Raw genomic sequence first — 14,546 nt, forward strand, 5'->3', positions numbered from 1 at the left:
AAGGAAGTGTTCGCCATGGACGACGCCCGACGCCCCCGTTATGTCTGTATGTCCCGAGCTTACTGGCACACACCTCACCACCCCGAACCTTACCGCCCCAAGTCTTGCCATCCCGAACCTCATCGAATCGCTTTCCGCCAGTCCGGAACTACCTTGCTGGAGCTGTTGCTGGTGGTGGCTATTGTAGGCCTTCTGACCAGCGTGGCCCTGCCGGGCTACCGGGCAATGGCCGCCCGACAGGATATCGCCAGCGAGCTTTCGCGACTAGAAGGCGCCCTGATGCTGGCCCGGGGCACGGCCATCACCCGGGCAAGACCCGTCACCCTTTGCCCGAGCGACGACGGCATTCACTGCGGCGAGGACTGGAGGGGGAAGCTGTTGATCAAGGCGGGAGCGCCGAGCTGGGAGGGAGCGACACTTCATGTCTTTGCGCCAAGCCGGCTCTCAAGCATCGGCTTTCGCGAGGATGCAAAGCCGGTGCGTTTTCTGGCCAATGGACGCGCCAGTGGACATAACGGGACTTTCGATATCTGCGCGCGAGAAAACACGGGCGCTAGGCTGGTACTCAGCAATTTTGGAAGGATCAGAAGTGAAAAGGGTCGGTGTGCTGGACCCTCGTTTCCGCCTTAGTCATCACGATCGATCCAGATTACGCCGCCGTCACCTTCTCCACCTTCATCGGGGCTGATTTCGACCTTGCCATTTATCGTGACGGGACCTTCGGCAACTAGTCTGCCATTGATCGTGAGCCCCCCGCCCCCGCTTATCGCCATAGACCCGGTACTCCAGATGTCTCCATTGAGTTCCACCTGTCCGTGAGGAGCGAGCGTTGGCGCTCCAGAAACAACGATCGAGGTGTCATAGCTCCCAGCTGGGGCTTCGATTGTCACGCTCTGGCTCGGATCGGCAGGATCCACCACGATCACGATCTGATCCGCATCAGGGTAATCCGCTAGATTCAGACTGCCATCAAACCCGTGAGTTCTAGCGTCGCAATAGACGATCCCTTGGTGACTCGCACAGCCATCCGGCCCAAAGTCGGCATCCTCGAAGTCTTTGGCGACCTCATCGATATAGCTGTCTGGACCGTAGTCGTTACCGGGGTGGGCAAGTCCGTTTAGTTGGCAGTTGGCGGGCTGATCCAGCTCAGGATGTGCCACCACAGGCCCCCCCGCATAGACCATGCAATCGTCAGGGATGAGATCGGGCAATTCCAATCCAGAGCTTTCCTTCTCTCGCCCCACCATCAGAAAGTGCCTTGCCAATACCTGCTCACCATCGCTGACCTGCCCCATGATCAGCTGCACGACAACATCCTGTTCTATACAGTCGATATGTCGATAGCCCACTGTGTCGCTATTGGTCAGTGTGTGTACGTCCGACCAATCAGCGGATACGCCGCCCTGTTCCGCTCGGTCTTGAATCTCGGCACACTCCAGTAGCCCGCTCGATTCAGGCGTTTCACTTAGCCTCTCGGCCCCACCCCAATCCGCCGCCATCTGGGCCTGGGCCATGGCGCGCATATTGCCGGCCAGGCGCTCATCCACCAGCGCCGACTTGACCCCGGCCATGGCCACCACCGAGGCGATTGCTACCAGCGACAGCACCACCAATAGTGCCGCGCCTCGCTGCCTCGCTGGCGCCTTCATTCGGCATTCTCCGCCGCGGACACGGCCTGGAGACGATCCACCGCGTGCAGCCGGATCGGTGTCCTTGCGTGGGGCAGGTTCAGGGTGATGCGATAGAGTCCCCCACCCAGAACTTCCAGCACCTGATCGTCCTCGCAGGAACCATCGTAGGCCAGGCCATCGACCAGAGGCTCGCCGCTGTCGACCTCGTGCAGCGTACAGGACTCGCCATCTGGCGCCGGGCGCAGCACGTAATCGCCGGGGGAGGCGTCGCCCCGGCGCACCGCCGCGGTGATGGTATCGAGGGCGTAGCTCAGGACCGCCTGGCGATCGGCCAGGCGCAGCACCTCGCGCGCATTGGCGTTGACCTCCTGAAACAGCGAGCCCGCAGCCAGGATCACCAGGCTGCCGACGACCATGGCCACCATCAGCTCGACCAGCGACACGCCGCGCTGGCGACGCAATGACTTGCACGGGGAAAGGACGCGGTGCGGGCTCATGGTGCTTTCCGAGCGGGCAGCTTGACCCAATACTGAAACAGGCTGGGTTCGGTGAAGCGCTCGTCCTTCCAGCCGATACGCAATTCGAAGGCGCAGTCGTCCCGAGCGATCACCGCCTCATTCAGGGGAATGAGACCGGGAAGGAAATCGGCCCAGTGCTCGCGCCAGTGCTCTCGGGAAAGGCTCTCGGGCACACCTTCAGGACAGTACCCGCCATTGGCCACCAGGCTTGCCCACAGCAGTTCCCGTGCATCCTGGGCGGCCAGGTCCGCCAGCGATCTCTGGATACTGGAATGGGCGCTTTGCAAGCTGCGCAACTGCATCCCCGCCACCCCTAAAAGTCCCACCGACAGCAGCACCAGCGCCACCAGTGCCTCGAGCAGGGAAAACCCGGCCTGGGATCGCAGGCTTCTCACGCGGCATCTTCCTCATCGCCGGAACGTACCACGCCGCTTGGCTCCACCGAGACCCAGCGACCCTCGCCTCCTGTCCCGCGAAGCTGCCAACGGCAAGGGCTACCGTAGCTGCAGTCATCCAGGCGCCCCATCAGATCGAAGCTGACCCCACCGGGCGATACCCGGGTACCGTCAGTGTGCGCTGCTTCATCGACCATCAGTACATCACCATGCGCGGTTGGAGTGGACTGGCAGCCGCCGGCGTCCGCGTCTCCCGCCAGCACCTCGAGCCGCCAGCGTCCCGCGCAGTCGACCACCAGCACCCGGACCTCCTGGCGTCGGGTCAAGGCGGTGGTGCGTGCCAGGGTCAGTGCGCCGACCAGGCGATTGGTATCCGCCACCAGACGCTCGCCGGCCAGCCAATGGTGCAGACTTGGCACCGCCACCGCAGCCATCAGACCGATCACCGCGACGCAGACGACCAGCTCCAGCAGGGTGACCCCGCGCTGGCGGTTACCAGCAGTCATCTGGTGCCCGTTCGCCGGTCTGGTCCATGGTCAGGCTATCGCAGCCTTCCTTCACCGACTGGGCGTCGAGGGCCCTGGCCTCGAGAAAATAGCGCCCTGGGTGGCGTTCCACCGACAGTTGGTAGAAACCGGACTCCGACGGTCGCTCAAGCCCGTCACAGGCATCGATATCATAGGCCTGGTCACGGCTGTAGCAGCGTTCCAGCGACGAGGCGGTCGTCATCAGTAGAGCGCGGCCATCGGCGACACGGGTCTCGCGTAGATGCTCGGTGTACATGGGGTAGGCCACCGACGCCAGCAGACCGATGATGGCGATGCACAGCAACAGTTCGATCAGGGTGAAACCGCCCTGACGTTCCATCGAGCCTGGTGACGAAGCCCGTGTCGAAGCGGCACTGACTTTCTGGTCCAGCTCACTGAAACCATGGTCATCCCAGCGCGTCTCTGCGTAAATTGAGCCTCGCGTTTTTCGTATTCCCTGCATCGGGCTTCTCCGGCTCGTTTTCCCTTCGAGTATGTCGCACGTCCGCCATGGGCGGCAGGCGCTGGATCAAGGTTGTGTCGCGACACCACGCTTAAGCACAGACTTGAGGCTTTCTCCTACGCCTGAAAACAAGGACGCCGCCCTTGGGGGCGGCGTCGAGATGCTGCACTGGAAAAACGAACGGTGGAATGCCTTCACGGCAATCCTCTGGTGGCATCAGTCGCTGACGATGACCCGCTCGCGCAGTTCACGCGGCATCGAGAAGGTGATGGTTTCCTCTCGGCCGGCCAGTTCCTCGGGGGCCTCGGCGCCCAGCTCGGTCAGGCGGTCGATGACCCCCTTGACCAGTACCTCCGGGGCGCTGGCCCCGGCGGTCACGCCGACTGCACCGATATTCGCAAGCCAAGCCGGATCGATCTGCTCGGCACTGTCGATCAGGTAGGCCGGGGTGCCCACTCGCTCGGACAGCTCGCGCAGGCGATTGGAGTTGGAGCTGTTGGGGCTTCCCACCACCAGCACCAGATCGGAGCCCGCCGCCAGTTCGCGCACCGCGTCCTGGCGGTTCTGGGTGGCGTAGCAGATATCGTCCTTGCGCGGCCCCTGGATGTCGGGGAAGGTGGCGCGCAGGGCATCGATCACCCGAGCGGTATCGTCCATGGACAAGGTCGTCTGGGTGACAAAGGCCAGCCGACTGGGGTCCTTGACCTCCAGACGGGCCACGTCCTTTTCGTCCTCGACCAGGTAGATCTGGCCACCGTGGGAGGTGTCGTAACGCCCCATGGTGCCTTCGACCTCGGGATGCCCTTCATGGCCGATCAGGATGCACTCCTGGCCACGGCGAGCGTAGCGCAGCACTTCCATATGCACCTTGGTCACCAGCGGGCAGGTGGCGTCGAAGACCTTGAGCCCGCGCCGCTCGGCCTCCTCCTGCACCGCCCGGGACACCCCGTGGGCAGAGAAGATCACGATGACGTCATCGGGAACCTCGTGGAGTTCCTCGACGAAGATCGCCCCACGCTCGCGCAGGCTATCCACCACAAAGCGGTTGTGGACCACCTCGTGACGCACGTAAATGGGCGGCCCGAACACGTCCAGCGCGCTGTTGACGATGTCGATGGCCCGGTCGACGCCGGCGCAGAAGCCGCGCGGGTTGGCCAGCTTGATTTGCATGGTTTGCCTTGCCTCGGTGCCGTCTTGGCACCTGGTTGAGCGGATGATTCGCGTGGTCATTGCGTGGTTGTCACGTACTGCGCCTTACCGGCACACCGGGGACGTGAATCGCCTAGTGGGTGGTGGCGGGCTTGACGCCCAGCACCTCGACCTCAAAGGTCAGGGTGCGCCCGGCCAGCGGATGATTGAAGTCCACCTCCACCATGTCGCCGTCGATCTCGGTGACCACCCCGGGCAACTCGTCGCCGTTGGCGTCGGCAAAGGACATCACGGTGCCGACCTCCGGCTCGTCGCCATTGAACACCTCACGCTTCATGCGCTGGATGTTCTGCGGGTTGTGCTGACCGAAGGCGTGCTCGGGACTGACCTCGAAGCTGCCGCTGTCGCCGTCGGTCATGCCCTTCAACGGCTGCTCGAACCCGGGCGGCAGGTTGCCATCGCCCAGTTGAAAGGTCGCTGGGGCCTTGTCCCGGGTGGAGTCCACCACGGTGCCATCTTCCAGCTTAAGGGTGAAGTGAAGGGTGACTTCCATGCCCTCGTCGATACGGTAGTCGCTCATTGGGATCTCCGAAAGAGTGACGGACCGGCAGGGACCGATACGTCGCTGCCGGCAACAGATAATTAGCCGCGCCGGGCGCGGCGGCGCTCGCCGAAGATCGACTCCCAGATCAGGCCGATGGCGCCCAGGGTGATGCCGATATCCGCCACGTTGAACGCCGGGTAGTACCAGCCCGCCGCGTGAAAGGACAGAAAGTCCACCACGTAGCCGTGCACCAGGCGGTCATAGAGGTTGCCCAGGGCGCCGCCGATGATCAGCGCGAGACACGCCCCCAGCAGCTTTTCGTCACGCCGCAGGCGATGCATCCAGATCGTCAGGCCGACGGTGGCCGCCACCGCGATGGCGGCGAACAGCCAGCGCTGCCAACCGGGGTGATCGGCCAGGAAACTGAAGGCCGCCCCGGTATTGTGCAGAAGCGTCAGATTGAAGAACGGCAGCACCTCCACCGGCGTGGCGTAGGTCAGCGTCTGGCTCATCAGTGCCTTGGTGCCCAGATCGAGCACGACCCAGGCCAGCGCCAGCCACCACCAGCGCAGCGGCTGGCGCATCGGTTCCACCTGTGAACTCATGTGCCCGTCACCCTCCTTGGTCGTGGAATCCGTGGCGTCAGGCATAGTGACGCACCTCGCCAGGACCGTCCGGCAGGTTGCTGACGCAGCGCGAACACAGGTCCGGGTGCTCGGGCAGTGAGCCCACCTCGGGGCGATGGTGCCAGCAGCGCTCGCACTTGGCGTTGTCGCTGGCGCGCACCGCCACCTTGAGCCCTTCGACGTCGGTCTCGGCGGCATCGACTCCTTGGTCGAGCGGCGCCAGGTGGACCTCGCTGGTCAGCATCACGAAGCGCAGCTCGTCGCCCAGGCGCGAGAGCAGTTCGTCAAGCTCGTCGCTGACGTGCAGGGTCACCTCGGCGGCCAGGCTGCCCTTGATGGTCTTGGCGTTGCGGGCGTCTTCCAGGCACTTGTTGACCGCCTGCTTGACCGTCAGCACCCGCTCCCAGAAGTCACGGCCCATGCTGGCGTCGTCGCTGAGGGTGGACAGGCCAGTGTAGTAGGTCTCCAGCAGCACGCTGCGGCCTTCGGCCAGGCCCTTCTCGCCGGGGATGTTCTCGAAGATCTCCTCGGCGGTGAACGACAGGATCGGCGCGACCCAGCGCACCAGCGCCTGGACCACGTGATAGAGGGCGGTCTGGGCACTGCGACGGGCCTGGGAGTCGGACTGGGTGGTGTACTGGCGATCCTTGATCACGTCCAGGTAGAAGCCACCCAGTTCCCGCGCGCAGAAGCCGTGCACCTGCTGGTAGACGTCGAGGAAGCGGTACTCGTCGTAGGCCGTCTCGATGCGTGCCTGAAGCTGCGCGGCACGGTCCACCACCCACTGGTCCAGCGCCAGCATGTCGTCGAAGGCCAGGGCGTCACGCTCGGGGTCGAAGCCGTTGAGGTTCGCCAGCAGGAAGCGCGCGGTGTTGCGGATACGCCGATAGACGTCGGCGGTGCGCTTGAGGATCTCGTCGGACACCGCCATCTCGCCGGAATAGTCGGTGGAGGCCACCCACAGACGCAGTATATCGGCGCCGAGCTTGTCCATTACCTCCTGCGGGGCCACCACGTTGCCCATGGACTTGGACATCTTGCGGCCCTGGGCGTCGACGGTGAAGCCATGGGTCAACAGGCCCCGGTACGGCGGGTGACCGTCGATGGCGCAGCCGGTAAGCAGCGACGAGTGGAACCAGCCGCGGTGCTGGTCCGAGCCCTCCAGGTACAGATCGGCACGCGGGCCGCTCTGATGGCCGTGGGGGTGCGAGCCGCGCAGCACGTGGCGGTGGGTGGTGCCGGAGTCGAACCACACGTCCAGGGTATCGGTGACCTTGTCGTACTGACTGGCCTCTTCGCCCAGAAGCTCGGCCGGGTCCAGGCGGAACCAGGCGTCGATGCCGCCGCGATCGACCAGGTCGGCGACCTTCTCGGTCAGCTCCACGGTCTGCGGGTGCAGCTCGCCGCTTTCCTTGTGCAGGAAGAACGGGATCGGCACGCCCCAGTTGCGCTGACGCGAGATGCACCAGTCCGGGCGGTTGGCGATCATGCTGTGCAGCCGCGCCTTGCCCCAGCCCGGGGTGAACTCGGTTGCCTCGATCCCTTCGAGCGCACTTTCGCGCAGGGTGCGACCGTCATGGCCAGGGATGTCCATGCCGACGAACCACTGGGCGGTGGCCCGGTAGATCACCGGGGTCTTGTGGCGCCAGCAGTGCATGTAGCTGTGGGTGATGGTCTTGTGAGCCATCAGCGCGCCGGCCTCGGACAGTGCTTCGACGATCTTGGGATTGGCCTTCCAGATCAGCATGCCACCGAACAGCGGCAGGTCGTCGACGTAGACGCCGTCGCCCTTGACCACGCTGATGAAGTCGCTGAAGTCCATGCCGTAGCGACGGCAGGAGTCAAAGTCATCGACGCCATGAACCGGCGCCGAGTGGACGATGCCGGTGCTGCCCTCGTCGCTGGTCACGTAGTCGGCGAGATACATCGGCGCGGTACGCTCATACAGCGGATGATGGAACTCGATCAGCTCCAGCCGTTCGCCACGCGCCGTGGCGATGACCTCACCGCTCAGGCCGAAGCGCTCGAGGCAGCTCTCGACCAGTTCCTCGGCCAACAGCAACAGCCGCTCGCCGGTGTCGACCAGGGCGTAGTTGAACTCCGGATGGACATTCAGCGCCTGGTTGGCCGGGATGGTCCAGGGGGTGGTGGTCCAGATGACCACCGCCGCCGGCTTGGGCAGGCTGTCCAGCCCGAAGGCGGCGGCCAGCTTGGCGTCGTCTGCGCAGGTGAAGGCCACATCGATGGCGTCGGACTTCTTGTCGGCGTACTCGACCTCGGCCTCGGCCAGGGCCGAACCACAGTCGAAGCACCAGTTGACCGGCTTGAGCCCCTTGAACACGTAGCCGCCCTTGACCATGTCGGCCAGGGCGCGGATCTCGCCGCCCTCGTTGGCGTACTCCATGGAGCGGTAGGGATTGTCCCAGTCGCCGACCACGCCCAGACGCACGAAGTCCTGAAGCTGGCCCTTGACCTGCTCGTCGGCGTACTCGCGACACAGCGCCCGGGCCTTTTCAGGCTCCAGGTGCTTGCCATGGGTGGTCTCCACCTTGTGCTCGATGGGCAGCCCGTGGCAGTCCCAGCCCGGCACGTAGGGTGCGTCGAAGCCCGCCAGGTTCTTCGACTTGACGATGATATCCTTGAGGATCTTGTTGACGGCGTGACCGATGTGAATGCTGCCGTTGGCGTAGGGAGGGCCATCGTGCAGCACGAAGACCTCCTGGCCCTGGCGTGCTTCGCGCAAGCGCTGGTAAATGTCCAGCTTCTGCCACTGCTCGACCCGCGCCGGCTCGCGCTTGGGGAGCATGCCGCGCATGGGGAATTCGGTTTCTGGCAGATTCAGAGTGTGCTTGTAGTCGCTCATAGTCCTGGGGTCAGCCGTCGTCATGATCGGCGGGGGCCTGCCCCGCCGGGGAATCCTGGGTTGCGGCCTCGCGCGCACGTGGCGCCGATGCCAGAGGATAGGGTCGTGGGCCGTCAGGGTCCCGGGCAAACACTGCTCGCGCCCGGTCGATGTCGGCATATATCTGGGTCTTCAGCGCGGCGAAGTCCGCGAAGGTCTCTTCACCGCGCAGCTTGGCGCAGGGCACCACCGTCAGGCGTTTGCCATACAGGTCTGCCTGCATGTCCAGCAGATGCGCCTCCAGCACCGGACGCGGCGACCCTACCGTGGGCCGCCAGCCGATATTGACCACCGCGGGATGACGCTGGGACGCCTCGCCATCGCTGCCGTCGTGGATCTCCACCGTCGCCGCATAGACACCGCGCAGCACCAGCGGACCCGGCAGCAGCGGCAGGTTGGCGGTGGGCACGCCGATGGTGCGCCCGCGCTGCTGGTCACGCACCACCCGGCCGCTGACGCGGTAAGGCCGGCCCAGCAGGCGCGCCGCCGCCTCGAAGTTGCCACAGGCCAGCAGGGTGCGCACCCGTGTGCTCGACACTCGATCATCGTCGATGCGAAAGGTCAGGGTGTGTTCGACGCTGAAGCCGCTGCTGCGGCCGGCTTCGGTCAGCAGGGCAAAATCACCGCGACGATCGCAACCGAAGCGGAAGTCGTCGCCCACCACCAGATGGCGTACGCCGAGCCCTTCCAGCAGCACCCGTTCGATGAATTCTGCCGCCGTCAGCTGGCGCAGCGATTCATTGAACGGCAGACACAGCACCCGATCGACGCCGCACTCCTTGAGCAGGCCGACCTTGTCGCGCAACCGCGTCAGGCGCGGTGGCGCCTGGTCGCCGGCAAAGTACTCGCGCGGCTGGGGTTCGAACACCACCACGGTCACCGGCAGTCCGCTGCGCGCCGCCTCGGCGTGGCACTGCTCAAGGATCGCCCGATGGCCCAGGTGCACCCCATCGAAGTTGCCGATGGTCGCCACCGTGCCACGGTGCTCCTCGCGCAGATTGTGCAGGCCTCGAATTACTTCCATGAGTCGGGTCACACCGAACCTAAAGGGAGTCAATTATAGCGAAGTGCGGGGCGCCGCGTCTTCCCACCGTCTGAAGGCGTCTGGGTGGGCAGACAGCTTTCTGACAAACCCCAGCCCTAACCCTTGAGCCGGAACTGGCGGACTCTGACTCCTGTCAGCCCCAGCCAGGCGAAGTACGCAAGCCCACCGGCCGCCACCAGCGCCGCCATCCACAGCACACGAGGCATGAGCCCCCAGCCGAGCCACTGGTGCCACTCCGGCGCCAGCAACACAAGCACCAGGCCCATGGCCACACAGCCGCCTCCGAGCTGCACGGCAAAGCGCCCCCAGCCAGGCTGGAAGCGCAGCACGCCCTGCCGGCGCAGCAGCCAGGCCAGCATCCCGGCATTGAGGAAGGCCGACAGCGCGGTGGCCAGCGCCAGCCCGGCGTGGGCCAGTGGCCAGATCAGGATCAGGTTGAACACCATATTGGCGACCATCGCGATGATACCGACCTTGACCGGCGTCTTGGTGTCCTGGCGGGCAAAGAAACCCGGCGCCAGCACCTTGATCAGCATGAAGGCGACCAGGCCGAGGGCATAGGCACGCAGGCTCATCGCCGCCATCACGATATCGTTGTCGGTCATGGCGCCGTAGTGGAACAGCGTGATCAACAGCGGCTCGGCCAGCAGCGCCAGCGCCAGCGCCGCTGGCAGCCCCAGCAGCAGCACCGCTCGCAGCGCCCAGTCCAGCATCTGGCTGAAGTGCTCAGTGGAGGCCTCGGCGTGGCGCCGCGACAGCGCCGGCAGGATCACCGTGCCGATGGCCACGCCGAACACCCCCAGCGGCAGCTCCACCAGGCGGTCGGAATAGTAGAGCCAGGACACGCTGCCCGCCGCCAGCAGCGAGGCCAGGATGGTGTCCAGCAGCAGATTGATCTGCGACACCGAGACCCCGAACAACGCCGGCGCCATCAGTCGAAGGATGCGCCGCACACCCTCGTGGGCGAAGTTGGGCCAGGGCCGCGGCATCAGCCCGAGTCGTACCAGAAAGGGCACCTGAAACAGCAGCTGCGCGGCACCGGCGATCAGCACGCCCCAGGCCAGCGCCATGGCCGGCTCGCTCATCATCGGCGTCAGCACCAGCGCCGCACCGATCAGCGACAGGTTCAGCAGCACCGGGGTGAAGGCCGGTACCGCGAAGCGATTCCAGGTATTGAGCACGCTGCCGGCGAAGGCGGTCAGCGAGATCAACAGCAGATACGGGAACGTCAGCCGAAGCATGTCGGTGGTCAGCGCGAGCTTGTCGGGATCCCGCGCAAAGCCCGGAGCAAACACCCAGGTCAACCAGGGCGCGGCGACGATAGCCAGGGCGGTGATCAGCGCCAGCACCGCCGCCAGGCTACCGCACACCGCATTGAGCAGTTCGCGTATCTCTTCGCGGGTGCGGGTGGTCGAGTACTCCGACAGCACCGGCACGAAGGCCTGATTGAAGGCGCCCTCGGCGAACAGCCGACGCATGAAGTTGGGGATCTTGAAGGCCACGAAGAAGGCGTCAGCGCCCTGTCCTGCACCCAGCAGGGTGGCGATCACCACGTCGCGCACCAGCCCCAGCACCCGGGACAGCATGGTCATGCTGCTGACCACCAGCCCCGAGCGCATCAGGCCCCGACGCACGGGCGCCTTGGCGCCCCCCACCGAGGTGCCTGCTCCCTGCTCCAGGGCCTGATCAATGTCCTCATCCGAGGCCTGCTGTCGACGCTCGTCGGTCACGTCACTGATTCCTTGCTTGCGGGTTCCCTGCTCAATTCCCGGCTCGTTTGTCCGGCCTTCTTGCCACGCTGACAGTCCCCGCCCTGTGGCTCGCCATCGCCCGGAGAAGGGCGACGAAGGGGCACCGGGGCGCCGCGGGTCATCAATTGGCAGGCACAAAAAAACCGGCCGTAGCCGGTTTTTCGCGTGCGCGACACGGACGCATCCGCGTCACGCCGAAAGCGCGGGACCGGCTTACGCAGCCAGCGCCTTGATGCGCTTGTTCAGACGGCTCTTGATGCGAGCGGCCTTCTTCTTGGACAGGGTGTCCTTGTCGGCGATGCGGTCGATGACCGGCTGCGCCGCCTTGAAGGCGTCCATTGCCTGAGCGTGGTCACCGCTGTTGATCGCCTTGATCACGCGCTTGACGTAAGTGCGGACCATGCTGCGCTGGCCTGCCTTCAGGACACGACGAGATTCTGCCTGACGGGCGCGCTTACGGGCTTGCTTGCTGTTAGCCACTGACTGTCTCCTTGGAGAAAGTTGTCGTCACCGTCGCACGATGACTTGATAACGTATTGATCCAACAGGGAAATAAAAAAATCCCCGTCGGCCTGGCCATCTGGCCGACCGCCATCGCAAGCACTGTCGCGAGGCAATCGTTACGGGCCGTGTCTGAGAGGATGGCGCATCCTATCATGTCAAGGTACTGCGCGCCAGCCTTTTACGGCCTGGCGCGCCTGGCTCACTCCACCGACCCTGTGCCCGGCCAGCGGCGGCCACCGCACCGGCCATCGCGCCACTTGTCACGACGCCACGGGCGCCTCAGGTCACCGCAGACGTCGCCGCCGCCATCACCGCTCAATCACTTCAGCTTCGACTGGATCATCTGCTTGACGAAGCGCTGACGCTCCTGCAGCCGCAGCCCCTGGATCGCCTCCGCCAGATCATGAGCCTCTTCGCCCACGTGCCAGTAGAGCTGACGGCGAGTGCTGATCGCCTGGTAGGCGGCCTCCGCCACTTCCTTCGGGCCCAGCGTGATCTGCTGCTCCGTGCACACCATGGAGTCAGGATTGTTCGAGTTCATCGGTGTATTGATCAGGCCGGGTTCGATGATCCCTACATAGATGCCATCGGACTCCAGCTCGATACTCAGCGACTCGCCCAGCGACGTCACGAACGACTTGGTCGCACCGTACACGCTGAACATCGGCAGCCCGGTGATCGCCGACGCCGACGACGTCAGCAGGATGGCGCCTGCCTCGGACGCCATCACGTAGGGCAGCGCCTCCTTGATGATGTAGATCGTGCCCATGGCATTGATCAGGTTCATCATCTCGTACTTTTCGAGCTCGACGTCCTTGAACAGGCCACTCGCCTGAATCCCGGCATTGGAGTGGACGACATCGATCACTCCACCGCAGACGGTGGCGAACTGCTCGATGGCGTCATGCACACCAGCACGACAGGAGACATCGCACTTGTAGGCAAACAGGTTCGCCTGCCCTTGCGCCTGCAGCTCGTTCAGCGCCTTGACGTTGATATCCAGGCCACCGACCTTGAAGCCCTTCTCCAAAAACAGCTTGACGACCTCAAAGCCGACGCCGGAACCAGCACCCGTTACCAGAATAGACTTCATCGACAACGCTCCCTCTTCTCCAAAGACCGCTGAGACCACGCACCAGGGCACGCTTCAGCTTCAAGGCTCACGCAACAGGACAGATGTCGCGCATGCGCCGCCGACAGCGGCTGCTGTCGGCGGCGCATAAGAGCACGGAGAAAAGACGGGAACCATATCCCTAAAGAGAGGCGCCAGCAGCAACAAGAGGCGCGCTACCGCCCTGGGTCAAGCCAGCACCACAAGATTGTCGCGGTGAATCAGCTCCGGCGCTTCCATATAGCCGAGTAACTCACAGATGCGCCCGCTGGGCTGGCCGAGAATCTTGCGCGCGTCCTCGGCGTTGTAATTGACCAGCCCCTTGGCGATCCGCTCACCCTGCTCGTCGACGCACAGCACCATATCGCCGCGCGCGAAGTCACCCGAGGAGGCCTTGACTCCCACCGGCAACAGCGACGAGCCACTGCCGCGCAGCACCCGTACCGCGCCGGCGTCCAGGGTCAGGGTGCCGCGCACCTGCAGCTGGCCGGCCAGCCAGCGCTTGCGCGCAGCGATGGGGGCCCGGTCCGGCGTCAACAGGGTGCCCAGCCGCTCGCCGTCGGCCAGCCGCTCCAGTACCCGGGGCTGGCGACCGCTGGCGATCACCGTGACCGCCCCGCTGCGCGCGGCCAGGCGCGCCGCGCGCACCTTGGTGGTCATGCCACCGCGCCCCAGGGCGCCGCCGCCGCCGGCCACCGCCGCCAGACGAGCATCGTCGGCGCGCCCCTCCTCGATCAGCCGGGCGCTGGGGTCGTGGCGCGGGTCGGCGTCGAACAAGCCCTCCTGATCGGTCAGGATGACCAGCGCATCGGCCTCGAGCAGGTTGGCCACCAGGGCGCCAAGGGTATCGTTGTCGCCAAAGCGGATCTCGTCGGTGACCACGGTGTCGTTTTCGTTGATCACCGGCACCACCTTGAGGTCCACCAGCGTGCTCAGCGCCGAGCGCGCGTTGAGGTAACGCTTGCGATTGGATAGATCGTCGTGGGTCAGCAAAATCTGCGCGGTCACAAGGCCGTGACGACCGAAGTGATTCTCGTAGGTTTCGGTCAGCACGTTCTGCCCCACCGCCGCAGCGGCCTGGAGCTCTCGCACCGATGACGGGCGAGCCCGCCAGCCGAGACGCACCATGCCTGCCGCCACGGCCCCGGAAGACACCAGCACCACCTCGATGCCGCGACTCGCCAGGGCGGCGATCTGATCCACCCAGCCACCGATGGCGGGGTCATCGAGGCCACGCCCGTCGTTGGTCAACAGGGCGCTGCCAATCTTCACCACCACCCGCCGCGCGCTGGACAGGGCGTCACGCCCCGGGACCCGCTCTCCGCTGTGCATCCTTTTCTCGCCCCGCTGCTCTGGCCGAACGGGGAGGCTGTCGACTCC

General features: G+C 65.0%; 15 protein-coding genes. 1 reads left to right on the plus strand and 14 read right to left on the minus strand.

Translation table 11 applies throughout. The features are described 5' to 3' along the window. The first annotated feature begins 153 nt into the window (after positions 1-153). The gene (locus KUW00_RS16350) at positions 154-630 is read left to right on the plus strand and encodes a GspH/FimT family pseudopilin (RefSeq protein WP_222569624.1); all 477 of its coding nucleotides are present in this window, start codon (positions 154-156) and stop codon (positions 628-630) included. On the opposite strand, the gene KUW00_RS16355 is transcribed toward KUW00_RS16350, so the two are convergent. The 14 genes from KUW00_RS16355 to proB all read right to left on the minus strand — a co-directional run bounded on the left by KUW00_RS16355 (position 627) and on the right by proB (position 14,498). Further along, positions 627-1,649: a PilX N-terminal domain-containing pilus assembly protein gene (locus KUW00_RS16355; RefSeq protein WP_222569625.1), complete on the minus strand. Its 1,023-nt coding sequence runs from the start codon at positions 1,647-1,649 to the stop codon at positions 627-629. The genes KUW00_RS16350 and KUW00_RS16355 overlap by 4 nt on opposite strands. Then, a complete protein-coding gene (locus tag KUW00_RS16360; RefSeq protein WP_222569626.1) occupies positions 1,646-2,128 on the minus strand; it encodes a PilW family protein in 483 nt (160 codons plus the stop codon). The genes KUW00_RS16355 and KUW00_RS16360 overlap by 4 nt, the downstream gene beginning before the upstream one ends. Continuing rightward, the gene (gene pilV, locus KUW00_RS16365) at positions 2,125-2,544 is read right to left on the minus strand and encodes a type IV pilus modification protein PilV (protein WP_315901180.1); all 420 of its coding nucleotides are present in this window, start codon (positions 2,542-2,544) and stop codon (positions 2,125-2,127) included. The genes KUW00_RS16360 and pilV overlap by 4 nt, the downstream gene beginning before the upstream one ends. Beyond that, the gene (locus tag KUW00_RS16370; protein WP_124805118.1) at positions 2,541-3,050 is read right to left on the minus strand and encodes a GspH/FimT family pseudopilin; all 510 of its coding nucleotides are present in this window, start codon (positions 3,048-3,050) and stop codon (positions 2,541-2,543) included. Before KUW00_RS16370 ends, pilV begins: the two co-directional genes overlap by 4 nt. Beyond that, positions 3,037-3,411, minus strand: coding sequence for a type IV pilin protein (locus KUW00_RS16375; RefSeq protein ID WP_045994449.1), 375 nt, complete (start codon positions 3,409-3,411; stop codon positions 3,037-3,039). Before KUW00_RS16375 ends, KUW00_RS16370 begins: the two co-directional genes overlap by 14 nt. A gap of 339 nt (positions 3,412-3,750) precedes the next feature. Further along, positions 3,751-4,704, minus strand: a complete 954-nt coding sequence (ispH, locus tag KUW00_RS16380; RefSeq protein ID WP_185696479.1) for a 4-hydroxy-3-methylbut-2-enyl diphosphate reductase — start codon at positions 4,702-4,704, stop codon at positions 3,751-3,753. A 112-nt stretch (positions 4,705-4,816) separates the two neighbouring features. Next, positions 4,817-5,263 carry an FKBP-type peptidyl-prolyl cis-trans isomerase gene (gene fkpB / locus KUW00_RS16385; protein WP_045994447.1) on the minus strand — a complete coding sequence of 149 codons (447 nt, stop codon included), beginning with the start codon at positions 5,261-5,263 and terminating at the stop codon, positions 4,817-4,819. 62 nt (positions 5,264-5,325) lie between these two features. After that, a complete protein-coding gene (gene lspA, locus KUW00_RS16390; RefSeq protein WP_261392236.1) occupies positions 5,326-5,832 on the minus strand; it encodes a signal peptidase II in 507 nt (168 codons plus the stop codon). 37 nt (positions 5,833-5,869) lie between these two features. Next, positions 5,870-8,716, minus strand: a complete 2,847-nt coding sequence (gene ileS / locus KUW00_RS16395) for an isoleucine--tRNA ligase (RefSeq protein WP_222569628.1) — start codon at positions 8,714-8,716, stop codon at positions 5,870-5,872. 10 nt (positions 8,717-8,726) lie between these two features. After that, the gene (gene ribF / locus KUW00_RS16400) at positions 8,727-9,779 is read right to left on the minus strand and encodes a bifunctional riboflavin kinase/FAD synthetase (RefSeq protein ID WP_108133523.1); all 1,053 of its coding nucleotides are present in this window, start codon (positions 9,777-9,779) and stop codon (positions 8,727-8,729) included. A gap of 116 nt (positions 9,780-9,895) precedes the next feature. Continuing rightward, on the minus strand, positions 9,896-11,419 hold the full coding sequence (gene murJ, locus KUW00_RS16405; protein WP_124805193.1) for a murein biosynthesis integral membrane protein MurJ: 1,524 nt from the start codon (positions 11,417-11,419) through the stop codon (positions 9,896-9,898). A 345-nt stretch (positions 11,420-11,764) separates the two neighbouring features. Beyond that, positions 11,765-12,031, minus strand: a complete 267-nt coding sequence (gene rpsT / locus KUW00_RS16410) for a 30S ribosomal protein S20 (protein ID WP_045994444.1) — start codon at positions 12,029-12,031, stop codon at positions 11,765-11,767. Between the two features lie 343 nt (positions 12,032-12,374). Continuing rightward, the gene (locus KUW00_RS16415) at positions 12,375-13,148 is read right to left on the minus strand and encodes an SDR family NAD(P)-dependent oxidoreductase (RefSeq protein WP_045994443.1); all 774 of its coding nucleotides are present in this window, start codon (positions 13,146-13,148) and stop codon (positions 12,375-12,377) included. A 207-nt stretch (positions 13,149-13,355) separates the two neighbouring features. Then, positions 13,356-14,498 (minus strand): glutamate 5-kinase, encoded by a 1,143-nt coding sequence (gene proB / locus KUW00_RS16420; RefSeq protein WP_108133521.1) that lies wholly within the window; start codon positions 14,496-14,498, stop codon positions 13,356-13,358. Positions 14,499-14,546 lie beyond the last annotated feature (48 nt).

This window comes from Halomonas sp. DP5N14-9, assembly GCF_019802175.1.
Taxonomy (GTDB): domain Bacteria; phylum Pseudomonadota; class Gammaproteobacteria; order Pseudomonadales; family Halomonadaceae; genus Halomonas; species Halomonas litopenaei.